The 22,700-nt window shown below is 63.7% G+C and carries 23 protein-coding genes; 13 read left to right on the forward strand and 10 right to left on the reverse strand.

The features are described from left to right. The 3 genes from PQQ53_RS25370 to PQQ53_RS25380 all read left to right on the forward strand — a co-directional run. Nucleotides 1–183, forward strand: a 183-nt coding sequence (locus tag PQQ53_RS25370) for a hypothetical protein (protein ID WP_408151751.1), incomplete at its 5' end; no start/stop codon positions are given. Between the two features lie 105 nt (nucleotides 184–288). Next, entirely contained in the window at nucleotides 289–642 is a 354-nt protein-coding gene (locus PQQ53_RS25375; RefSeq protein WP_408151752.1) for a DUF4148 domain-containing protein, read from the forward strand. 81 nt (nucleotides 643–723) lie between these two features. After that, nucleotides 724–1,503: an alpha/beta fold hydrolase gene (locus PQQ53_RS25380; protein WP_408327080.1), complete on the forward strand. Its 780-nt coding sequence runs from the start codon at nucleotides 724–726 to the stop codon at nucleotides 1,501–1,503. Between the two features lie 72 nt (nucleotides 1,504–1,575). Here PQQ53_RS25380 and PQQ53_RS25385 read toward each other — a convergent pair whose 3' ends face one another. After that, nucleotides 1,576–2,049, reverse strand: a complete 474-nt coding sequence (locus PQQ53_RS25385) for an Lrp/AsnC family transcriptional regulator (RefSeq protein WP_121323672.1) — start codon at nucleotides 2,047–2,049, stop codon at nucleotides 1,576–1,578. 406 nt (nucleotides 2,050–2,455) lie between these two features. Between PQQ53_RS25385 and PQQ53_RS25390 the strand changes: the two genes are divergently transcribed. Continuing rightward, complete coding sequence (locus tag PQQ53_RS25390; protein WP_408327083.1) at nucleotides 2,456–3,076, forward strand: LysE family translocator; 621 nt, start codon at nucleotides 2,456–2,458, stop codon at nucleotides 3,074–3,076. Nucleotides 3,077–3,407: 331 nt separating this feature from the next. Here the strand turns inward: PQQ53_RS25390 and PQQ53_RS25395 are convergent, their stop codons facing one another. Continuing rightward, nucleotides 3,408–4,463, reverse strand: a complete 1,056-nt coding sequence (locus PQQ53_RS25395) for a LacI family DNA-binding transcriptional regulator (protein ID WP_408147422.1) — start codon at nucleotides 4,461–4,463, stop codon at nucleotides 3,408–3,410. Nucleotides 4,464–4,660: 197 nt separating this feature from the next. Here PQQ53_RS25395 and PQQ53_RS25400 point away from each other — a divergent pair, with 197 nt between their 5' ends. The 5 genes from PQQ53_RS25400 (at nucleotide 4,661) to PQQ53_RS25420 (ending at nucleotide 10,987) form a co-directional block, all read left to right on the forward strand. Further along, nucleotides 4,661–5,686: a TRAP transporter substrate-binding protein gene (locus tag PQQ53_RS25400; RefSeq protein ID WP_408147424.1), complete on the forward strand. Its 1,026-nt coding sequence runs from the start codon at nucleotides 4,661–4,663 to the stop codon at nucleotides 5,684–5,686. Nucleotides 5,687–5,748: 62 nt separating this feature from the next. Continuing rightward, entirely contained in the window at nucleotides 5,749–7,638 is a 1,890-nt protein-coding gene (locus PQQ53_RS25405; protein WP_408327086.1) for a TRAP transporter large permease, read from the forward strand. A gap of 92 nt (nucleotides 7,639–7,730) precedes the next feature. Further along, a complete protein-coding gene (locus tag PQQ53_RS25410; RefSeq protein ID WP_007178289.1) occupies nucleotides 7,731–8,270 on the forward strand; it encodes a VOC family protein in 540 nt (179 codons plus the stop codon). Further along, nucleotides 8,267–9,565: a ribulose-bisphosphate carboxylase large subunit family protein gene (locus PQQ53_RS25415; protein ID WP_408151757.1), complete on the forward strand. Its 1,299-nt coding sequence runs from the start codon at nucleotides 8,267–8,269 to the stop codon at nucleotides 9,563–9,565. Before PQQ53_RS25410 ends, PQQ53_RS25415 begins: the two co-directional genes overlap by 4 nt. A gap of 12 nt (nucleotides 9,566–9,577) precedes the next feature. Continuing rightward, nucleotides 9,578–10,987, forward strand: a complete 1,410-nt coding sequence (locus tag PQQ53_RS25420; RefSeq protein WP_408327090.1) for a four-carbon acid sugar kinase family protein — start codon at nucleotides 9,578–9,580, stop codon at nucleotides 10,985–10,987. Nucleotides 10,988–11,234: 247 nt separating this feature from the next. Here PQQ53_RS25420 and PQQ53_RS25425 read toward each other — a convergent pair whose 3' ends face one another. The 7 genes from PQQ53_RS25425 to PQQ53_RS25455 all read right to left on the reverse strand — a co-directional run bounded on the left by PQQ53_RS25425 (nucleotide 11,235) and on the right by PQQ53_RS25455 (nucleotide 15,886). Then, nucleotides 11,235–11,390, reverse strand: coding sequence for a DUF3309 family protein (locus tag PQQ53_RS25425; protein WP_168668593.1), 156 nt, complete (start codon nucleotides 11,388–11,390; stop codon nucleotides 11,235–11,237). A gap of 152 nt (nucleotides 11,391–11,542) precedes the next feature. Continuing rightward, nucleotides 11,543–12,775 carry a YbfB/YjiJ family MFS transporter gene (locus PQQ53_RS25430; RefSeq protein WP_408327093.1) on the reverse strand — a complete coding sequence of 411 codons (1,233 nt, stop codon included), beginning with the start codon at nucleotides 12,773–12,775 and terminating at the stop codon, nucleotides 11,543–11,545. 104 nt (nucleotides 12,776–12,879) lie between these two features. After that, nucleotides 12,880–13,506: a TetR/AcrR family transcriptional regulator gene (locus tag PQQ53_RS25435; protein ID WP_408147432.1), complete on the reverse strand. Its 627-nt coding sequence runs from the start codon at nucleotides 13,504–13,506 to the stop codon at nucleotides 12,880–12,882. Between the two features lie 343 nt (nucleotides 13,507–13,849). Further along, complete coding sequence (locus PQQ53_RS25440; protein ID WP_408147434.1) at nucleotides 13,850–14,134, reverse strand: DUF3303 domain-containing protein; 285 nt, start codon at nucleotides 14,132–14,134, stop codon at nucleotides 13,850–13,852. Between the two features lie 710 nt (nucleotides 14,135–14,844). Then, nucleotides 14,845–15,063 (reverse strand): hypothetical protein, encoded by a 219-nt coding sequence (locus PQQ53_RS25445; RefSeq protein WP_408147436.1) that lies wholly within the window; start codon nucleotides 15,061–15,063, stop codon nucleotides 14,845–14,847. Between the two features lie 183 nt (nucleotides 15,064–15,246). After that, entirely contained in the window at nucleotides 15,247–15,525 is a 279-nt protein-coding gene (locus PQQ53_RS25450) for a hypothetical protein (protein ID WP_408147438.1), read from the reverse strand. Between the two features lie 88 nt (nucleotides 15,526–15,613). Continuing rightward, on the reverse strand, nucleotides 15,614–15,886 hold the full coding sequence (locus tag PQQ53_RS25455; protein ID WP_121323659.1) for a hypothetical protein: 273 nt from the start codon (nucleotides 15,884–15,886) through the stop codon (nucleotides 15,614–15,616). 424 nt (nucleotides 15,887–16,310) lie between these two features. Between PQQ53_RS25455 and PQQ53_RS25460 the strand changes: the two genes are divergently transcribed. Continuing rightward, nucleotides 16,311–18,473 carry a serine/threonine protein kinase gene (locus PQQ53_RS25460; RefSeq protein ID WP_408327096.1) on the forward strand — a complete coding sequence of 721 codons (2,163 nt, stop codon included), beginning with the start codon at nucleotides 16,311–16,313 and terminating at the stop codon, nucleotides 18,471–18,473. A 78-nt stretch (nucleotides 18,474–18,551) separates the two neighbouring features. On the opposite strand, the gene PQQ53_RS25465 is transcribed toward PQQ53_RS25460, so the two are convergent. Next, entirely contained in the window at nucleotides 18,552–20,573 is a 2,022-nt protein-coding gene (locus PQQ53_RS25465; RefSeq protein ID WP_408327099.1) for an SUMF1/EgtB/PvdO family nonheme iron enzyme, read from the reverse strand. Between the two features lie 470 nt (nucleotides 20,574–21,043). Between PQQ53_RS25465 and PQQ53_RS25470 the strand changes: the two genes are divergently transcribed. The 3 genes from PQQ53_RS25470 (at nucleotide 21,044) to PQQ53_RS25480 (ending at nucleotide 22,479) form a co-directional block, all read left to right on the forward strand. After that, nucleotides 21,044–21,436 carry a DUF4399 domain-containing protein gene (locus tag PQQ53_RS25470; protein ID WP_408147536.1) on the forward strand — a complete coding sequence of 131 codons (393 nt, stop codon included), beginning with the start codon at nucleotides 21,044–21,046 and terminating at the stop codon, nucleotides 21,434–21,436. 46 nt (nucleotides 21,437–21,482) lie between these two features. Continuing rightward, nucleotides 21,483–21,917 carry a DUF4399 domain-containing protein gene (locus PQQ53_RS25475; protein WP_408327103.1) on the forward strand — a complete coding sequence of 145 codons (435 nt, stop codon included), beginning with the start codon at nucleotides 21,483–21,485 and terminating at the stop codon, nucleotides 21,915–21,917. Between the two features lie 283 nt (nucleotides 21,918–22,200). Continuing rightward, nucleotides 22,201–22,479 carry a hypothetical protein gene (locus PQQ53_RS25480; protein WP_408147445.1) on the forward strand — a complete coding sequence of 93 codons (279 nt, stop codon included), beginning with the start codon at nucleotides 22,201–22,203 and terminating at the stop codon, nucleotides 22,477–22,479. Nucleotides 22,480–22,700 lie beyond the last annotated feature (221 nt).

Genomic DNA, 22,700 nt, shown 5'->3' on the forward strand with positions numbered 1-22,700 from the left:
GACCCGCCTTGCATGACACGTCGGCGCACGCCGGCGACAGACGAGCCGCTCCGCATCCCGGGAGCGGCTTTTTTGTATCGCAACGTATCTACACCGTACTCAGACAAACAAGCTTGCATTAAGCGGCTCAACGAAAACATTCCAGATACGTCGGCGCGTTTTAATACCTACACGCAAGGTTGATTCACAACAGTGCGTTTGAATCAGGCGGGACATGGCGGTTTGCATGCAGCAACGGCGTCGCGTTCCACCCAACCTTTGAATGCCTTTGATATCTGGAGAATACTCATGAAACTCGTTCAATCCCTCATCGTCGCCGCGTTGATCGCCGTTCCCGTCGCATCGTTCGCACAGTCGCAGCAACAACCGCTGACCCGCGCCGCAGTGCGCGCGGAGTTGGTCCAGCTTCAGAAGGCCGGCTACAACCCGTCCAGCGACAACACGCAATACCCGCAGAACATCGAGGCCGCGTTGGCACGCGTCCAGGCCGATAACGGTTCGGCTGCGGCGGCATACGGCGGCGTCGTGCAGACCCGTGCGGCTTCGGGCTCGCGCGCGCCGAAGAGTCACGCACCGATGAGCCATGCGCCGGCGACCGAGTCGGAAGTCATCGGCCTCGGCCCGATCTACGCGCATTCGTGATCGACGCAACGCCATGACCGTCCGCGTGTTGTCGCGCGGACGGTCATCCCATCTGCATTCCTACCTATCAAGACATAAACAATGACCACGTTTCTCAAGAAGTGCCTCGGATCAGCATTGCTGCTCGGCGGACTGTTCGCGTTGCAGGCCGCGCATGCTGCTCCCCCGCAGGACCTGAAGGGTAAGAACGTCGTGCTCGTGCATGGCGCATTCGCCGACGGTTCCAGCTGGGACAAAGTGATTCCGCTGCTCGAAGCGCGCGGGCTTCACGTGGTGGCGGTCCAGAACCCGCTGAGTTCGCTGGCCGATGACGTGTCGGCGACCAAACGGGTGATCGATCAACAGAAGGGCCCGGTGATTCTGGTCGGCCATTCGTGGGGCGGCGTCGTGATCAGCGAAGCGGGCAACGACGACAAGGTCAAGAGTCTCGTCTATGTGGCGGCGTTCGCGCCCGACAGCAGCCAGTCCATTGCGGACATAACGAAGGGCGCACCGGCGCCGGTCTGGGCGAGCGAGCTGCGCAAGGACGACGCGGGCTACCTGACGCTTTCGACGAAAGCGGTGCTCGAGGATTTCGCTCAGGACGTGCCGCTGCCCGAGAGACGGTTGATCGCGGCGACGCAAGGGCCGTGGGCTTCCGGCTGCCTCGACGAAAAGGTGACGAAGGCGGCCTGGCATGACAAGCCTTCGTACTTTGTGGTGACCGGTCAGGACCGCATGATCGATCCGAATTTGCAGCAGACGATGGCCAGGAACATCGACGCAACAGTGACGCGCGTCAACGCGAGTCACGTTGCGATGGTGAGCCAGCCGAAGGCGGTGGCCGATGCGATCATCGCCGCCTCGCGCGCTGTGCAGTAACACTGGATGTGAGCGGCGGCCCGGTCATGCGACGACGGTCCGCCGCAACAGTGCGCTGATCGCGCCGGCCCGCTAGATAGCGATGGACGGAATGCTCTTCATGCATCGCAGCGCGAACATCGACCGGCTGTGACGAATGCCGGCGATCTTGTAGAGCTTCTCGCGCAGGAAACGCTCGTAACCCGCGGTGCCGTCGACCGCCACCTTCACCAGATAGTCGTAGTCGCCCGACACCAGATAGGCTTCGAGCACCTCGGACAGGGTCGCGAGTTCGGCGCCGAAGCGGGCGAGCGCGTCGTCGTCGTGCCGGTCGAGCGTGACTTCGAGCAATACCACGTCGGCGAAACCGAGCTTCTGCTGATCGAGCAACGCGACATAGCCGCGGATATACCCTTCGGTTTCCAATTGACGCGTGCGATTCCAGCACGCGGTGGTCGACATGCCGACCAGTTCGGCCAACTCGGCATTGCTCAGCCGGGCGTTCTTTTGCAGTTCGCGCATGATCTTGCGATCCTGATTGTCGAGCGGGCGGTTGCGGGCGGTCATGAGGGGATGGGAAGGTTGTTCTGTATGAATGGATTTTACCGGAATATTGTCCCTTATGAGGTCGACAAGGCCATGCCTTTAAGAAGCCTATCCAGCCTGCGTCCGGGTATATTTTCACCATGCATTCATGCCCGGGACAACCGTCCGGCCCGCAGGCCTCGCGCCTCGCGGTCTTATGCGGCCACAAGCCGCCATCCGGTGTCTCGCCGCTTTCACAGGAAGGCGGCACGCGGGCGAATTCCGGCGCCACCCGCGCTGGAAAGCGCGCTCGCCGGGCATGGAGGCATGTTCCTGACCGATGCTTGCCAGCATGATCGTCCGTGTTGCCGGGGCTGCGACTGCGTGCCTTGAGACGTCATGCACCGGCCATGCAGCAACCCTTGCCTCCTTGCCCACTTGCCCGCCGATGTCGATCCAGCTGTACGTGTCGTTTCTTCTTGCTGCTCTAGTTCTCGTCTATTCCCCCGGTCCGGTCAATGTGCTGACTATGAGTCAGGCGCTCAGCGCCGGCTGGCGTGCCGCGTTGCCATGCGTCTGGGGCGGCACATGCGCCGTGCTTCTGCAACTGGCGTTCACCGCGCTGTGTCTGAACTCGCTGTTGCTGATCGACGAGCGTGCGTTGGTCGCGCTGCGTTGGGCCGGCGCAATCTATCTGGTTTATCTCGGCTGGAAGCAGTGGCGCAGCGGCAGTCTCGCGGTTTCCACCGACAGCTCGCAGCAACGCAGCATGTTCTGGCGCGGCTTCGCTACTTCGGGACTCAATCCAAAAACCTTGCTGTTCTTTCCGTCGTTCTTTCCGCAGTTCATCAGCACGTCTTCGAATGAAGCCCACTGGTCTGCGAATCAGCAATACATGTTGCTGGCCGCTACGTTTGCAGTGGTGTTTGCGTTGGGCGTCGCGTCGACGGCGATTTTTTCGCATCGCTTGCGCACCGTCTTGCAACGGCCGAAACGACTACGCGTCATGAACCGGATGATGGGCAGCCTGCTGGTCGGCATGGGCGCATTGATGGCGGCCGTGCGCTGATTCCGCCGAAGCGTCGATGCGCGCGCTGCACCGACGCGCGAAGGCGGCGCCCAGTTCTGGACGCCGCCTGTCTTGTTGCAAAGGATCAATGGAAGATCAGGTACAGGATGACCAGTACGATCAACGGGACGCCGAGCAGCCAACCAAGTAGATAAGGCATGATGTGATCTCCTTTCGTGGTGAAGTGCGAATACGAAAGTGATCGAGCATCCGCCGTGCCTGACCCGGATCGCAGTGGTGGACAGCGGCGCCTACGGTGCGCCAGACACAGGCCTGAATGGAAGCTGCAGCGTTATTCGCGGGCACTTGCCGCGCACAAAACAGCCTTTATTCAAGGCAAATTTTCCCGCAGCACGATACTGAACTGCACAGGTTTCACATCGCTCATCGCGTCGCGTTTCTCGCGTACGTTGCGGAAAATCCGCAGACAGTTGCCCACCATCGCTTGCGGCGTTTGAGTAATCAGCGCATCCATCGTCCCGTCGATCAGCAGCGCGCGCGTGTCGGGCGTCAAGCCATGCCCGACGAACAGAATCTTCTGCTCCGAGCGCGCCTCGACAATCGCGCGGGCGACGCCATCCGATCCGCCGCCGCTGTTATAAATGCCTGCGAGGTCGGGATGTTGCTCCAGCAGTTTGCGGGTTTGCATATAGTTGCGCTCGCTGTCGTCGTGACCCTCGCGCAGTCCGATCACGCGCACTTGCGGAAACGTCGATTCGATCAGATGCAGAAAGCCGATCTCGCGCTCCTCGTGTCCGCGATAGTTCAGACTACCCGCGAGCATCGCGATCTTGCCGCTGGGCCGCGGTCCCATGAAGCGCCCCAGCAACAAGGCAGCCGTGCGCCCGGCCGAACGATTGTCGATACCCACATAAGCCAGCCGCCGCGCATTCGACAGATCCGAAATCAGCGTGATGGCCGGCACGCCCTGGTCGGCCAGCGCATTGACGGCGTCGCGCACCACGGGATGCTCCAGCGCCATGAACACGACGCCGTCCGCACGCTGTCCGTAATGCAACAGACGGTCGGCCAGTTCTTTCGGGTTGAAACTCTCGACGTAATGGACGCGGCACTTCATGTCCAACGCACTCCATTGATCGTGTGCGAAGTCGATGTAGTCGCCGAGCATGTGCAGGTAGCGATTGGTGCCGGCCGGCAGCAGAAACGCGACGCGCATCGGCTTCGACGCGCTCGCCGCAGGCGCGGCGGGCGTGAGCAGATAGCCCAGTTGCGCGGCCGCTTGCAGCACGCGTTGTGCGGTGACGGCGCGCACGCCTTCGCGCGCATTGAGCACGCGATCCACCGTAGCGGTCGACACGCCGGCGACGCGCGCTATGTCCGGAATGCGTGCGCGCGCGGCGGCGGTGAGGTGAACCGGTTCGGACATGGCCGTCCTTCACAGATTGGAAATCCATCAAAAAACATCAAGTCCGCGGTTTGACGCAGTTGCCGCGCACGCCTAGTCTTGCAGCTATCGCGCGGCGACTCAACTGTGATGACCGGAAAATCAACGCGTTGAATCGGGTGATGATGGATTTTGATGGATTCGACAGTCACATCAATTATAAGCAAGGAGACGCTCAAATGACCAACCTCGCGAGACGCACGTTGCTGCGTGCCGCGGCCGCCGTGCCGGTGGCCAGTACGCTGGGCTTTCCGGCGATCGTACGCGCGGCGTCCGGCCCGGAGTTCGTGTTCAAGTACGGCAACAATCTGCCGCTCACGCATCCGCTGAACGTGCGTTCGCAGGAGGCGGCCAACCAGATTCGCGAGGCGTCGAAGGGGCGCATGGAGATCCGGATATTCCCTAACAACCAGTTGGGCGGCGACACCGACATGCTCGCGCAGGTGCGCAGCGGCGGCATCGAAATGTTCACGCCGTCGGCGCTGGTGGTGTCGACGCTTGCGCCGTCGGTGGCGATCAATGCGGTCGGCTTTGCGTTCAGCGATTACAACCAGGTGTGGGGCGCGATGGACGGCAAGCTCGGCGCCTATGTGCGCGCGGCCATGCAGAAGGCCGGGCTCGAATCGTTCGAAAGGATGTGGGACAACGGTTTTCGTCAGACCACCACCAGCAACGGGCCGATCACGAGCGCGCAGAACATGCGCGGTCTGAAGATTCGCGTGCCGGTGAGTCCGCTCAGCATCGACATGTTCAAGGGCCTCGGCGCCGCGCCGACCAGCCTGCAATTCAGCGAAGTCTATTCGTCGCTGCAAACGCATATCGTCGATGCGCAGGAGAACCCGCTGCCGATCGTGCAGGTCGCGAAGCTCTACGAAGTGCAGAAGTACTGCTCGCTGACCAATCACATGTGGGACGGCTACTGGTTCGTGCTGAACCCGCGCGCGTGGCAGCGTCTGCCGAAAGACCTGCAAGGCATTGCCAGCGACGCGTTCAATCAGTCGGCGCTCAAGCAGCGTGAGGATGTGCGCAAGCTCAACGACGCAGCCGTCGCCGATCTGCAAAGCAAGGGGCTCACGATCAACCGGCCCGCGCCGGACACGTTCCGCGTCGCGCTGCGTCAAGCGGGCTTCTATGGCGCGTGGAAGAGCAAGTTCGGCAACGAAGCGTGGGATCTGCTCGAACAATCGGTCGGCAAGCTGGCCTGAGCGTGCGGCAGTCCGGTGAGCATCAGAAGACGCGCGGCGAAGAGCCGCGAGGAGACCGCAGGATGTCGAATCACGCATTGAATCCGGCAGAGGCGGCGGCCGTGCCGTTGCACGCGGCCAGCACGCCGCGCCGCTGGCTGCGAACCTTGGACCGCGGCCTGATTGCACTGGTCGAAGTGTGCGCGGCGGCGCTGCTGGCGGTGGAGATCGTCGTGATGCTGGCGGGGGTGGTGTCGCGTTACGTGCTGCATCAGCCGCTCGTGTGGTCGGATGAACTGGCCGGCATTCTGTTCCTGTGGCTCGCGATGCTCGGCGCGGTGCTTGCGCTACGACGCGGCGAACATATGCGGATGACGGCGCTCGTCAGCCGGTTGTCGCCGCAACGGCGCGCCTTCGTCGACACGCTCGCGATTGCCGCGTCGATCGCCTTGCTCGCGTTGTTGATCGCGCCCGCGTACGACTATGCGGCCGGCGAGGCGGCGATCGTCACGCCCGCGCTGCAGATCAGCAACGCCTGGCGCGCGCTCGCGCTGCCGATCGGCGCCGCGCTGATGCTGCTGGTCGGCCTGATCCGGCTCGCTCAGGTGAGCCGCGTGCGCGACGTCGTCATCGTGCTCGCCGTCGCCGCGCTGCTCGGCGTGGTGTGCGTATTCGCCGGGCCGTGGTTCCAGACGCTCGGCAAGCTCAACCTGGTGATCTTCTTTGTCGGCGTGGTGGCTATCGGCATCTTTTCGGGCGTGCCCATCGGCTTCTCTTTCGCACTCGCGACGTTCGGCTATCTAGGCCTCTCCACTTTCACGCCACTCGAAGTAGTGGTCGGACGGATGGACGAGGGCATGTCGCATCTCGTGCTGCTCGCCGTGCCGCTGTTCGTCTTTCTCGGCTTGCTGATCGAAATGACCGGCATGGCGCGCGCGATGATCGAGTTTCTCGCGAGCCTCGTCGGTCACGTGCATGGCGGCCTGTCGTTCGTGCTGATCGGCGCGATGTATCTGGTATCGGGCATTTCCGGCTCGAAAGTCGCGGATATGGCGGCGATCGCCCCGGTGCTGTTTCCCGAGATGAAAAAGCGCGGTGCGTCCGAAGGCGATCTGGTCGCGCTGCTCGCCACAACGGGCGCGCAAAGCGAAACCATTCCGCCGAGCATCGTGCTGATCACGATCGGCTCGGTCACGGGGCTGTCGATTTCCGCGCTGTTTACCGCCGGGATGTTGCCGGGCGCGGTGCTTGCGCTGATTCTGTGCGTGGTGGTGTGGTGGCGGTATCGCAAGGAAGACCTGAGCGGCACGCAGCGGTTTACCAGGCGGCAGATCGGCCGGCTGTTCATCGTGTCGCTTCCGGCCCTGGCGTTGCCGTTCGTGATTCGCATGGCGGTGGTCGAGGGCGTGGCGACGGCGACCGAAGTGTCGACCATCGGCATCGCGTATTCGATGCTGATCGGCCTGCTGGTGTATCGCCGCTTCGAATGGCGGCGGCTCGGCCGCATGCTGGTGGATGCGGCGACTCTGTCGGGCGCGATCCTGTTCATCATCGGCTGCGCGACCGCGATGGCCTGGGCGCTCACGCAATCCGGCTTTTCGCAGGATCTCGCGCAATTGATGGGCTCGATGCCCGGCGGCGCGTACGGCTTTCTCGCCGTGTCGATCGTCGTGTTCGTGATGCTCGGCAGCGTGCTCGAAGGCATTCCCGCGATCGTGCTGTTCGGACCGCTGCTGTTTCCGATTGCGCGGCTCGCGGGCGTGCATGAAGTGCATTACGCGATCGTCGTGATCCTGTCGATGGGCGTCGGGCTCTTCTCGCCGCCGTTCGGCGTCGGCTACTACTCGGCGTGCGCGATCAGCAAAGTGAATCCCGATGCGGGCATTCGTCCGATCGTCGGGTATATGGGCGCGCTGATCGTGGGCCTGCTGCTGGTCGCGGCGATTCCCTGGATTTCGATCGGCTTCCTCTAAGTTTTCTTCACAGGTTCGACCTTCGGGCGCTGCATTCCTGCCGCGCCGGGGCGTCGCTCGTCCTTCAAAACCCGCAGTATCGGGAGAGTTTCATGAGTCGTTTCTTTGGCGAAATCCGGCAGGCAGGCTATGTGGTGCGTGATATCGAAGCCGCGATGGACTACTGGAGCCGCGTGCTCGGCGTGGGTCCGTGGTTCTACAACGAACGCGTGCCGATCGAAAACTACACGTATCGCGGGCAAACGTATGAAGTGCACAACTCGGTCGCGCTGGCGAACTCGGGGCCGCTGCAGGTCGAATTGATCCAGACGCGCAACGACGCACCGTCGATGTATCGCGACTTCCTGGCCGCGGGCCATACCGGCTTGCAGCACAACGCCTACTGGACCACCTCGTTCGACGCGGACCTCGCGCGTCTTCAGGAGCAGGGCTTCAAGGTGGCGATGAGCGGCGAGGTGGGGCGCAACGGGCGCTTCGTCTATTTCGATACGGAAAATCATCCGGGCACCGTGATCGAACTCTCGGAGATCGCGGGCCCCAAGGGCAAGCTGTTCGACATGATCTACGCGGCGTCGCGCGATTGGGACGGCCGCGAGCCGGTGCGCCGCTTTCCCGATCTGGGCACGCTATGAGCGCGATGCAGCAGGCGCAAGCGGCCAACGACGACACGCTCGAAGCCGACTATCTGATCGAGACGCCGCTCGATCCCGCCCAGGTCGCCGAGGTGATGGCCGGCGAGCAGTCGAGCGGCACGTTCGTGCGCGTCGCTAACGAGACCGATGCGCTGCGCGCACGCAGCCGCGCGAGCGTGCTGCGTATCGCGGAACTCGAAGCCGTGGCGCAGCCCAGTCTGCCGAGCGCGTGGCTCATCCGGCAAGGCATGCCGGGGCCGTGGCGGCGCGCGCGCGTCACGCTGTCGTTTCCGCTCGCCAACATCGGCGCGAATCTGCCGACGCTGGCCGCCACCGTCGCGGGCAATCTGTACGATCTCGGCGAAGTCACCGGCATGCGGTTGCTGTCGTTGCGCTTGCCGGCTTCCTATCGCGCGCGTTTCGAATTGCCGCGTCATGGCGTGGCGGGCACGCGCGTGTTGACGCAAGTAGCGGACCGTCCGCTGATCGGCACCATCATCAAGCCGAACGTCGGTCTGAGCGCGACGGAAACGGCGGCGCTGGTGCGCGAGCTGTGCGAAGCGGGCGTCGATTTCATCAAGGATGACGAAGTATGCGCGAATCCCGCGCATGCGCCGCTTGCCGAACGCGTGCGGGCGGTCATGTCCGAAGTGCGCGGCTACCGCGAACGCAGCGGCCGTTCCGTGATGGTCGCGTTCAACATCACCGACGACCTCGACGCGATGCGCCGTCATGCTGAACTGGTCGAGCACGAAGGCGGCCACTGCGTGATGGCGAGCATCAACTGGTGCGGCTTCTCCGCCATCCAGACACTGCGCCGCGCGACACCGCTCGTGCTGCACGCGCATCGCAACGGCTACGGGATGATGTCGCGCGATCCGGCGCTCGGCATGTCGTTCCAGGCGTATCAAACGTTATGGCGTTTGACCGGCGTCGATCATATGCACGTACACGGCCTCGGCGGCAAATTCGCGCAGAGCGATGTGGAAGTCGTCGAATCGGCGCACGATTGCGCGACACCGCTCGCGTCCGGTTGCGACGACACCGTGCTGCCGGCATTTTCGTCGGGGCAGTGGGCCGGCACCGCGCCAGCGACCTTCGACGCGGTGCGCTCCACCGATCTGCTGTTCATGTCCGGCGGCGGCATTCTCGCGCATCCGGATGGTCCGTGCGCGGGTGTGACGAGCGTGCGCCAGGCATGGGCGGCCGTGCAGGCCGGCACGCCGTTGCCGGTGTACGCCGCGCAGATGCCGGAGTTGCGGCGCGCGCTGGCGTTTTTCGGCCAACGCGCCTGAGCGAATCGGGACATGAGCGACATGGACGATCCCAGCCGCCGAGGCATAGGCGAATCGCGCGACACGCGTCCCGCGTACGCGTTCTACGGCGACGACTTCACCGGCGCGACCGATACGCTCGCGCATCTCGCGCGCGCCGGCTTGCGCACGATGCTGTTGTTCGCGCCCCCGGATGCCGCGCGTCTTGCGACGCTCGGCCAACTCGACGCGCTCGGCGTAGCAGGCGCCGCGCGGACCATGGAGCCGCTCGCGCAGCAGCAGGAACTCGTGCGGGTCGGCGCCGCGTTCGCCGCGCTCGGTGTGCGCGTGATGCACTACAAGGTGTGCTCGACTTTCGATAGCGCGCCGCAAACCGGCAGCATCGGCGTGGCGATTCGCACGTTGCGCGAGCATTGCGCGAACGAGCTGGTCGCGGTGATCGGCGGTCAGCCGAATTTGCGGCGCTACTGCGTGTTCGGTCAACTGTTCGCCGCGGCCGGGGCGGACGATCATCGACAGGCGGTCTATCGGATCGACCGTCATCCGACGATGAGCCGTCATCCGGTCACGCCGATGAACGAAGCGGACTTGCGTGTGCATCTGCAACGCCAGGGCGTCGAGCATGTGCAATCGATCGATTGGCGATGCTACGCGGCGGGCGACGCCGCGCTGCAATCCGAAGTGCGGCGCCGGCTCGAAGCGCAGCCGGATGCGTTGCTGTTCGACGTGCTCGACGACGCGCATCTGCAAGCGATCGGCCGGGTGCTCGTGCGGCGCGCGGCGGTGGCGCCGCTGCTTGCGGTCGGCGCGAGCAGTGTTGCTCAGGCTTATGCGTCGGCGCTTGAGGAACGGGCTGATTCGTCGGCGGGGAATGAGGCTGTACCGCTGACTCGCGCGCGAGGCCCGGTGTTCGTGCTGGCCGGCAGTCTGTCGCCGTTGACCGAGGTGCAGATTGGCGCCGCGCATTCGTATCTGCGGGTGGAGCTGGACCCGCAGCGAATGACCGGCGATGCCGCGTCCGTCTATCTGGCGGAACGCGTGGCGGCGATTGCGGGGCCGTTGCGAGATGGCCGCAACGTGCTTGCCTTTACCGCGCGCCGTGCGGTGAACGCCGCAAGCGCGACGAACGCAGCGGACACGGCGCTGCCGTCACTCGCGCATGCTTGCGCAACGCTGCTGCGGCAGGTGCTCGACGCGGTGCGATTGCAACGCATCGGCATAGCAGGCGGCGACACGTCGAGCTTCGCCGTGCGTGCGCTCGACGCGTGGGGTCTGTCGTATCTCGCGCCGCTATCGGCGGGCGTGACCGTGTGTCGTCTTCATGCGGACCGCGCGGAACTCGACGGCATGGAAATCATGCTCAAGGGCGGTCAGATGGGCGATGCGGGACTGTTCGAGCAACTGGTCGATGGCTATGCAGTCGGTCAGGACATCCAGCGCTAAGGCCGATCGGTGCACCGTTAGCGCCATTCAGCGAGATCGTTCGACCCCAGCCAGGCGAGTAACTTTTCCATCGTCCAGTCCCGGATGACAATGAGCGAACGAGCTTCGACCAGCGAGACTTTCCCGACCATCGACATGACAAGGCCGCCGGATATTGCTATCCGGCGGCCGCCTTCGTTCGAACTTCGTTACGACGAGCGTTCTCTCATCCGCGTGGATCGAGTCGGTTCGCGTTTGCGCACATGGGCTATATGACGCCGGCAACCAGCAGCACGATCACCACGATCAGGACGACACCGAGTCCTCCGGTAGGACCATAGCCCCACGAACGGCTGTGCGGCCAGGACGGAAACGCGCCGATGAGGAGCAGAATCAGCACGATCAGAAGAATAGTTCCCAACATATCAATGACCTCCGCTGGTTGATAAGGACCTGCCTTGGCACGACGGCCGCGCTAACTTCGCGGCTGCCGTGCCAAGACAGCGACGGTGTTTCTATTGAGCAAGCCGCATGCCCAACGCGGAGAATCGAACCGCTTTAGCCGTATTCCTCCGATCACGCCGTCACCCCACGCGCCGTGCCGATTCGCGCAACCACGATATCGGCGAGGAACGCAATGGCGAGCGCGGTCGCGCCGCAGATGAAAATCAGCGCGTAGTTGTTATGCGTATGGGAGAACAGAAACGAATACCCATAGCCGCCTAGTGCCTGGAAGAGTGCGAATGCCGTGGTCGCGCGGCTCCATGCGGCCCGCTGTTCGATGTGATCGTGCGGCACGAGTTCGTGGATGCGGCCGAGCGCGAGCGGCACGATGCCCGGCGTGAAGATGCCGAGAATCACGGTCGCCGTCGCCACCGCCAGCGTGCTGCCCGAGAGCGCCAGCATTGCCACCGCCGCGGACTGCAGAAACAGCGCGATCCGATACGCGTTGCCAAAGCCGATGCGATCGGCCACGTTGCCGCAGATGAGCGGACCCGCAATCGCCGCGAGGCCGTACAGCACCCAGTATTCGGCGCCGATTGCCGCGCCGTGTCCCAGGCCGCGCGCCACGTAGTCGACGAGCAGCACCATCGCGGGCACGAGGCCGAGTGCGTTCGCCGCGTATTGCGCATACAGCAGGCGCAGCTTCAGGTTATGAGTATGCGTGGCGTGATGCGTGCCGGCGGGTGTCACCGGAGCGGGCGGATTCGTCGACGGCCAGCCGAACCAGCTCGCCGCGCTCAGGACCAGCGCGACCACGCCGAGACCGATCCAGGTGGTTTGCAAACCGAAGCGCAGCAGCTGGGGAATCAGTGTGCCGGAGGCCGCGATGCCGAGACCGAGTCCGAGAAAGATCATCCCGCTGACGAAGCCGCGGCGCGGCGGCGGGATGTGCGGAAGAATCGACGTCGCTACCAGCACCATGATGGCGCCGCCCGAGACACCGGACAGCAGGCGCCATGCAAAGAACCAGCTGATCGACAGCGGATACGCGCAGGCGAAGAACGCTGCGGTCACGACCGCCATCAGCAGACGCAACGCGCTGCGGTTCGACATTGCCGACGCAAGCGGACGGCCGATCAGCGCGCCGATCAGATAGCCGGCGAAATTCGCCGCGCCGAGGGTCACTGCTTGCGACGACGTGAACCAGTGCGCCTGGATCAGCGAAGGAATCAGCGGCGTATAGGCAAAACGCGCGAGACCAATGGCGACGAGACTGCCGCACAGCCCAGCGAAGGTCGCAAAGAGCGCGCGGGCATCGAGCGAGGCGGGTGGTGCGGAGCTTAAAGAAGACGGTGCTGCGGACATGACGATTCCTTTACCGGTGCGCATGCCTATGGGGGCGCTGCCGGATGTCGGTGAGAAAGCCAGGCAATGCGCCCGGTCGGACGCGCGGATCGGACGCGGCCGTCTTACGCAGGTGAAGCGGGTGGCGCCGACGGCGGCGGCAGCGCAGGCAAGCCGAGCAGCGTCAAAGCCGGCGACACCGAGCCGCATAGCAGCACGTATTGCGGCGTGACTCGCGCGAGAACGCGAATGCCGATCAGCGTGGCGAGCAGATGAGAGGCGGCGTCTTCGAGTGGCACGGCGACGGTGATTTCACCGCTTTGCTGCGCTGCGACCAGGCCTCGATGGAAAAACGCGCGGATCTCCGCCATTTCCGCCGCGACCATGGCGCGAAATGCTTCGTCGTCCGATGAAACTTCGAGCGCCGAGTTGACCAGCATGCAGCCGCGCATGTCGGGATCGGCAATCGCGCGCTCGATCACTTCGTGGAAGAACAAGGTGATGCTCTGCGCTGGCGACGCGGTTTTCTCAAGCCGCTCGATCCGCTCGTGCAGGATGTGCTCCAGATAATGTTCGAGCGCCCGCAGATAGAGGCCGCGCTTGTCACCGAACGCGTTGTAGAGGCTGGGCTGCGTGAGACCGGTCGATTTGACCAGATCGCGCGTGGAGGTCGCTTCGTAGCCCTTGCTCCAGAACGCTGCGCTGGCCGCTTCGAGCACGGCGTGCTCGTCGAATCCGCGGGGTCGTGCCATGGTGAATGTCCTTCTTGCGTGATCGATGACCGTTCTATATCGGTCGATATAGAACGCGATTATATATCGATCGATACAGAATGCAAGGGGAAGTTTGGGGCGACGGCGGGGGATGTGAAGAGAGGCCTGGCGGGCGGAAACCGGCCCGCGCCGGGAGCCCCGACGCGCAATCCGCCGTGCGTCGCGGGTCGTACGAGCCCCCGGCGGAGAGCCGATCAGCGCTGCGGCGGCCGGCGATCAGCGTGCCGATGTGAACCCGCTGGGGAGACCCTTTCGCGCATGACAGCACGGGCCCGTCGGGTACGTTTGAACTTGCCTGACGCCGCAAGCGGTCAGGAACGCCCTATTGCCGGGCCGCCATCAGTTTTCCGAGCGCGGCTCCCAGATCTTCGTCGGTTAGCGCGGGGAAGATGGTGATCGTCAGCAGGTCACCCCATTCGAGCGACAGCGCCGCTATGCTCCCGGTATCGGCGGCCTCGACGACCGCGAAGCCATGCAGGCCGCCGATCGCATGCCAGCGCCCCAGCATGGTGATGCCATCGGGCGGGCGGCCGCCGGTTTTCATGAAGCGTTCAATGACGGCATTCTCGGCGGTCGGCTGACCATTCCATTCCACGATGAATTTCATTGCGTGTCTCCAATCTGGATTGGCGATGCCGGCTCGTGGCGCGCCGCGCTCGTCGTCTGGGTGGCGGCGCTTCGTCTGCCGTGCGCCACGCACGCCGCTGCGCCATCGAGCCGTCCGGATAGCACAGGCTATTGGCGGGCGGCAGGCGAAAAACCACGTGGCGTCCTAAGCATCATAGGAGAGCGCACGACCGCCGATGTCGCCGTGAGCAGACATTCGCCAGGTCAATTGAACCGGCGCCGTCGTTGCGGCGAGAGCGCTAACCGGACGCCGCGTTTCCAATTGCGGATATCTCGCGCGTCCTACAAATAGGCCCCTTCCAAAGGGCGTTCGACGATTGCGGAGTCGCCGACGCCGGTTCGCCGCGCGCCGTGTCTTCACCTGTTCGGCAGTGAGCGGCGCTTCGTGATGTGCATGATCCGCGCGACGCGGCAGGTCTCATGATCATGACAGAGGATTTCGTGGCAATCCTTACTGAAGCAGGCGAGCGCGCACCATGCGGTGTGCGGCTTTGCTTTTGCCGCAGATATGGCCATGCGTGCGGGTTTGGCGCGAAAAAGCAGTGGATGATTGCGGCGCGAATTCATGCGGCGAGCGGTGTGACGCGTTGGCCGCACATTCCGCTGCAAAGTGCGGCACACTCCGCGCCCAAAAAACAAACGGCATGCGGTTGTACCGCATGCCGTTGCGATGCCTGTTCGAACTCGATTCTATTCGCGCTGGCGATTACGCGGCAGCGCCGCTTCGATAATCGTCCGATGCGCGGCAGGAAAACCGGGCGGATATTCGACGACGCGCGTGGCAGCCGGCACCAGCGGCGCGGCCACACTCGCTCGCGCGCCGACGCGCGCACCACCGATGATGGCGGCCATCGCCTCGCGGTCGAGTTCGACGCTGGCAGCAAGGTCCTTGATGATGAGTTTCGCCATGACGGCTCCCGAAAAGAAATTGGGCGGCCGGTCCATGAACTGGTCCGGCCGCCGCTACTGTCTGTCGTTCGATATAGAGAGGTCTCGTCGCACTATCAGTATAGGAAATCTGTTTGCAGCTTGCCTGTCGGTAACGATAAAGCGGCACTGAATGAACCCCCGTTCCTGCGCTGCTTCCCGTGCTTATGCAGCGGCGTAGTTGGCGCCCCACAGCGACGGGCTGACGTCCAGATGCAGCGGCACGAACCCGGCACCGATCACGCCGACGTTGTTGAGCGCGGCGACGTTCACGTATTGCAGCTGGTTGAGGTTCTGGTTGATCGAGACATTGACGTTGGCAATGCCGCCGAGCCCGGCCACAGACGGCAGGCCGGGCGCGCCGGTGCCGCCGGCCACCGCCGACATTGCGCGGCGGTCGAGCTCGCGGGTGCGGGATAGATCGCGAATCAAGAGGGATGACATGGTGATTCTCCAAAGGTGCGCGGAAGACGGGCGTGATCGGCGTGAGGCGAAGCGGCCCGCTGTCGCGGGCGCTTCGCCTCGTCACGCTTTACACGTGGATGTTGTTGTTCGACGAGATGCTCGGGCTGAACGACGAGGCGATGCCGGCCGCGAACGCAACGTTGTTGCCGTTGGCGTTCTGAAGGTCCATCTGGGTGTTGATCAGTTGCGTTGCATCGACGTGCTTGCTGTTGTTCGGCGCGTAGACCGGGCTGAAGTTGTAGTACGAGACCGACGGGCCGAAGCCACCGCGCACGGCGCTCATCGCCTTGCTGTCGAGTTGTTCGGTGATGGACAGGTCTTTGATCATCAGCGTGTTCATGGTGAGTCTCCTGGAAAAAAGTATCGCGGTGTTGCGATTGGGTTCGAGCAATTTGTCTGCTCGGGTGTCACTAATGCATGGGCTGTGCCAGTTTTATTCAAGGTTCCTAATAAAGTTGACGGAGCGTTGCTGCACAAGGCTTTCGCAATGCACCTACCGGTCGGCCGCAGCGGCATGACCTGCTCGGGCGATACGGGAGCGGTGGCGTATGGCCGACACACGGCCGCGTGCTGTCGGCTGCCGGACGACACTCGCGCGCCACGCTTGCGAAGCGCGGCGCGGGCCAATCCTGGTTTGCGAAAGCACGGACCGGGAGCTAGTATCGAAGCGGCACATGTAACTGGTTACGACAGGTTTTCCATCAGCCCGAGTGCCTTCGGTCACATGAGATCGGGCCCAACGGCAGCGGCGGCGCTTCGCACAAATGGCTAGCCTTGCACGTGTGATTCACGACTTTCAGAGCGGCGAGCTGTCGCGTGACGAGTTCGTCGCTCAACTCGACAGTACGTTGACGACCGAAGGACTCGGTCCCACGCAGCTGCTGGAGATGCTTGGCGCGGCGCATCATAAAACCCCGTTACCCGACGATCTCTACCTCGAAGTGCGCCGGCGCATCGAGCAGCTGCGCGTGTCGAACGTGGCGGCCGGCGGCGAGGAAACCGGCATTCAGACCACGGTGGAGATTCCATCGGTGCGTTCCGCCAGTGCAGGTAGTGCGAGCAACGCCAGCAACGCCAGCAACGCGCCGGACGGCGCGGGACACGATCAGAGCAAAGGCACCGGCGACACGTTGAATAACCGCTTCGTCCTCGAGGAATGTCTGGGCGTGGGCGGCATGGGCACGGTGTACAAGGCGCTCGACTTGCGCAAGCTCGAAGCATCCGATCGCAAGCCCTATCTCGCGATCAAGGTGCTCAACGTCCAGTTTCGCGGCAATCCGAATTCGCTCGTCGCCTTGCAGCGCGAGGCGCGCAAGGCGCAGGTTCTCGCGCATCGCAACATCATCACGGTGTACGACTTCGACCGCGACGGGCCGATCGTCTATCTGACGATGGAGTATCTGAGCGGCAAACCGCTCAGCCAGTTGCTGCGTACGCCGGGCTATCAGGGCATGCCGGTGCGCGCGGCGCTGCCGATCGTGCGCGGCATGTGTGCCGCGCTCGCCTACGCGCATGAGCGCGGCTTCGTCCATTGCGACTTCAAGCCGGCCAACGTGTTTCTGACCACCAACGCCGAAGTGAAAGTGATCGACTTCGGCATTGCCCGCGTGTTTCAGCGCCCTGAAGAGGAGAGCGACGCGACGGTGTTCGATCCCGGCAGCCTCGGTGCGATGACGCCCGCGTATGCGAGCCCGGAGATGATCGAGCACCGCGAGCCCGATCCGCGCGACGATATCTATGCGCTCGGCTGCATCACCTACGAGTTGCTGACCGGCCACCATCCGTTCGACCGTTTGTCGGCGACTCAGGCGCGCAATGCCGATTTCAAGCTGCAGCGGCCGCAGAATCTCGATTCGAAGCAGTGGCGCGCGTTGCGTGCCGCGCTGTCGTTCGATCGTGCCACGCGCATGCCGAGCGTCGTGCGCTTCATTGCCGAGTTCGACAACGAGGCGCGCGCGGAGAAGTCGGGTACGTTGGCGAAGGCCGGACTCGCGAGCTTTGCCGTGGTGTGCGCGGCGGCGGTCGGCGTGTTTGCGCTGCGCTCGGGGCCGAGCCGGCAGGGCAGTACGCCGGCGGCGGTGGGGGCGTCGCAGGCATTGGCGGATCGGGCGGATGCAGCGTCGGAGGCGAATGTGGTGGCGGCCGTGCCGCCGACCGTGACGGCATCCGCCGCATCAAACTCCGCACCGGCTGCTGCGAGCGCCGCGGCCGTGTCGGCGCCAATCGCCACGCCGCCCGCGCCCAAGCCCGCACTGACGCTCGCCGCCATCGCCCCCACGTTGGCGCAAGTGCCGTGTTCGGCGCTCTCCGCAGCCGTCCAGGATCATTCGCTGACGGTGCGCGGCTTCGTCTCGCAGCGCTACGGCGCGGCGCATCTGAAGGACACATTGGCGGCCTTGCCGGGCGTCGATACGTTGACGCTCGACGTCGAACCCATCGCCGACGGCAAATGCGATACCGTCAACGCGCTCGCTCCCTACTGGGTTCGCAACTGGCAAGCGGGGCGCATCGCGGCTTTGCATGTGCGGCCGCCCGGCGGTCAGTTGAGCGAGGGCGACGCGTTGGTCGTCGACGTGACGACGCCTGGCTTCGACTCGTATGTGAACCTCGACTACTTCCAGCTCGACGGCAGCGTCGTGCATATGGTGCCGAGCCCGCGCGCGAAGGACAATCAGGCGCCGCCGCACTACGCCGCGACAATCGGCAGCGGCGGCGACTGGATCATTTCGAAACCGTTCGGCGCGGAGATGGTGGTGCTGCTGATTACGCCGGTGCCGCTATTCGACAAGCCGCGTCCGGAAAGCGAATCGCGCGCCGACTATCTGCGCGCGCTCGACACGCGGCTCACGCAGATCCGCGGCAAATACGGCCAGGACCACATCGTGGCCGACTTCGCATCGATCACGACGAAGCCGCGCGCGCCTTGAATGCGGTGCGGGCGTCAACCACCATGTCTGAACTCGACGGCATGAACCGCTCGTGATCTCGCAGCGAGACCACGCGCTTCATTTGAGATCTTTGACGACCCGAAAGCCATCCTGCGATTGGCGTACGCCCGCGCTGTATTTGAAGCGCGTCGCGCTGAGCATGTAATTGCCGCCTTCGCGCCATGAACCGCCGCGAATCACGCGCATGTCGCAGCCGGGGCTGTCCCATGCGTGGCCGTCGGCGGGCGCGCCCTGATAGTTGTTGTGCCAGCAGTCGGCGGTCCATTCCCATACGCTGCCGTTCATGTCGTACAGGCCGAGCGGATTCGGCGCGAACGAACCGGCGGACTCCGGGCCTTCCTTGTGCCATGGGTCGCCGCAATCCTTGCAATTGGCGGTGCCCTTGCGCATCTGATCGCCCCACCAGTAGGCGGTCGTCGTGCCGCCTCTGTCCGCGAATTCCCATTCCGCTTCGGTGGGCAGACGGTAGGGCTTGCCGGTGACTTTGGTGAGCCATTTCACGTACTGCTGCGCGTCGTCCCAACTCAGGTCGCGCGCCGGTGCGGCCTTGTTCGTATTGCTTTCGGGCGTCGCTTTCTGACAGGCGTTGGCGGCGACGCACGCGTTCCATTGCTCGACCGTCACCTCGTATTTGCCGATCGCGAACGGCACACCGATGCTCACGTGATGGACCGGCTTCTCCGATGGATCGTCCGAGTTGCTGCCCATTGAGAATGAGCCGGGGGGGACGGGGACCATGATCGGGCAGGCGGCGCAGTCGCGGCTTTCACCGGCGGCGAGCGGACGCGTGACGGGTTTCTGTGCGACTGCGGCGGCGGGTGGGGCAGTCGGCGCGGCGGGTGCGGCCGCGCTTGGCGTGGGGGTTGGATTTGGCGCCGACGCTGTGCGCGGGTGCTCCGGCGCCGGGGCACTCGTTGGCGCGGCGGGGTGAGCGGCTTGCGGCGCAGGTGCAGGTGTCGGCGCAGGCGCAGGCGCACTCGCCGCCGCGCGCAGACGATCGATGCGCGCATGAGCGAGCGTAGCGAAGCGGCCATTCGGATAGGCCTTCAAATAGGCCTCGTAATCGGCGGGATAGTTGCTGTCCTTGATCGAATTCCAGAACGTGATTTCGTACTGCTCGCTGCTGTCTTTCGGAAGAATGCCCCTGCTGTGCAGCGCGACGAGCGGACCCTCCTGGCGCGCCCACGCGATGACCGGCACAGACGCCTCGCGATAGCGCCTAGCGGTTTCGTTCAACTGAGGCGAGGAAGCCAGCGTCGTAGCAATCCACGGCTTTTGCTCGCCACCGGTTGCATCGCGCACTTGCGCGGCGACGCGCTCGAACAGCGCGTCGAGTGTTGTCGACGAGGCGCTTTCCAGCGCGTGCAGCAAAGCGTTCGTGTAGACGCCGTGGCGCGCGCCGTCCGCCGCAAAGCCGCCGGGGGCGGCGGCATAGGCGATCACGGTATCGGCACCCGGCGTTGGAGTATTGCTCGTCGCGCCCGGCGAGAACGGATTGTTCAGGCACGTATCGAGAATCACGACATTGAGCCGGCCCGCACGCGGTGCAGACATCGCCCGCAACACGCTATTCAGATCGATGCCGCTATTCACCAGCGACACCGGCAAGCGTGCATCGAGTCCGGCAGGCATGAGCAACGTCTGCCGGCCCATTTGCATGCCATGGCCCGCGAAATAGAAGAGGCCGACGCCGCCCCCTTGCAAACGCCGCTGGAATTCGCTGATCGCCTCCTGCATGTCCAGTGGCGTCGCATTCGTGCGCATGATGACCGCGAAGCCGAGCGCCTGGAGCGTATCGCGCATTGCTTCGGCGTCGCGCGGCGCGTTGGGGCGGATGGGGGCGGCGGGATCGCCGTATGCGCCATTGCCGATGACGAGCGCAATACGTGGAGAAAGTGCAGGCTCGCGCACTGACGTGAATGGCGAGACCGCCGTATCGGTCATCGCCGCCGCATGCGTACCCGTTGCAATGGGCGCAGGAATTGCAGTGCTCGCCAATGTCGAGATAGCGGCATGAGCCATACTCCACTGCGCCTGGATTGCTCCGGCCATGCAGACCAGCAGGAATATTCGCCACATCTTTGTATCCTGTTTGTACCGGACAGAATCTAGGCATTCGAGGACCGCGCTGCGTGCTGCATTCGCTGCAGTACTTCCGGCGAAGCATCGATGCCGCTTTCGACGACCATCCGTCTGCAACCTGTTAATAACGATAGCACGCGCTTTGCGCGCCACAACTCAATGCGTCATACGGTTAACGAGTGTGGCGTATCTTTTTGGCAAGTTACGTCCTAAGCTAATTTCACAAAGTAACGCCGCACAGTCGTTTTAACTTGGCGGCCGTCCCGTCACTCGCACCCGCGATATCCAGCCGGAGCGCTCGGCCTGCTTTGCGCAGCCGAGACGGCCATGTCCCCTCTTCGGGAGAGTGCGCTATGCGAAGAAGAACCCTCACCCCCGTTGTTTCCGATTGGCGTCATGCAATGAAAACACGCGTCGGCGTGGGGCGCGCGGCAGCGTGCGCCACGCTTCTCTTCGCACTCGGCTGTATGGCGCCTTTCAATATCGCGCTGGCCGAACAGACCGCATCGCCGCCGGGCGCCGAGGAATACATCATCTGGCCGTCGGATGGCGCGGTGATTCATGGCGGCAAGCTCTGGGTGCGCATGGGTCTGCGCAACATGGGGGTGTGTCCAAAGGGCGTCGCGCGCCCGAACTGCGGGCATCATCATCTATTGATCGATACCGATCTGCCGGCGCTCGACCAGGAAATTCCGTCGGACCGCAATCACCTGCACTTCGGTGCGGGCGAGACGGACGCGCGTATCGAGTTGCCGCCGGGCAAGCACACGCTGCAACTGCTTCTCGGCGACCAGAATCACGTGCCGTTCGTGCCGCCCGTCTATTCGAAGAAGATCACCATTACCGTGCAAAAAGACTAGCGCGATCCGTTCGTTTCACGCGGGTCCATCAGGACGGAGAGACCTCATGTACAAGATCTTTGTGGTCGCGGCGCTCGTGACATCGGCGGCATTGACCCTGCCTGGCTTCGCCATGGCCGGCACGACACCAGCGCCGCCCGGCGCGTACGCCTATATCGGCTATCCGAACGACGGCCAGGTGGTGCCCGCCAACAAGCCGTTTCGCGTGTGGTTCGGCTTGCGCTTCATGGGCGTGGCGCCCAAGGGCGTCAAGTATCCGAATACGGGCCACCATCATCTGCTGATCGACACCGATCTGCCGCCGATGGACCAGGAAATTCCTTCGGACCGCAACCATCTGCATTTCGGCGCGGGCGAAACGGAAACGATGATTCAATTGCCGCCGGGCAAGCACACGTTGCAGTTGCTGATGGGCGACGATATGCATGTCCCGCACAATCCGCCGGTGTACTCGAAGAAGATCACCGTCATTGCGCGCTGAGATCTTGCTCGGCGCAGCTCGTGCATGCCAGTGTCACGAAGCAGCCAACAACCTTACGCCGTCTGTTGGCTGCAATCCGTCATCCTCTGCTCGCCGTATCGTCGCGTGCACTTCCCCCCGGCTCGCCAGTCATCGCCAAAGCCCTTTATCTGCGGCCTTTCTGGATATTTATTAGGATCGGAAATTAACTCTGGCACAGCCCATGCATTAGTGACACCCGAGCAGACAAATTGCTCGAACCCAAACGCAGGACTGTGCAGCTTCCCTTTCCAGGAGATTTACCATGAACACGCTGATGATCAAAGACCTGTCCATCACCGAACAACTCGACAGCAAGGCGATGAGCGCCGTGCGCGGTGGCTTCGGCTATCCCTCGTCATCGTATTTCACCTATGCGCCGGTGTATGCGCCGAACAACAGCAAGACCGTCGACGCTACGCAGCTCATCAACACGACGATGAACATCCAGAGCGCGAACGGCAACAACGCAGCGTTCGTCGCGGGCACCACGACCACGATCGCTCCGCATGTGAGCTCGGCCAACAACATCTACGTGTCCTGAGCGGCGCGTCCCCCGCGGAGGCCTGCCGGTCTCTGCGGGGCCCGCTCCCCCCTGGTCGAGCATCGATCTCCCGTTGGCCGCGTATCGGCTAGTGACTCAAAAAGGTTTCCAGTTCAATCGTTCTTTTCACGCACCCCTCGCGTCACCGTCCGATCCCCGCGCCAACCTGCCCGCCCGCTCCTTCGATGGTGAAGCCGCGTGGGAGAGGCTTTACCTGAAGG

Source organism: Paraburkholderia strydomiana (assembly GCF_046030495.1).
GTDB lineage: Bacteria > Pseudomonadota > Gammaproteobacteria > Burkholderiales > Burkholderiaceae > Paraburkholderia > Paraburkholderia strydomiana_A.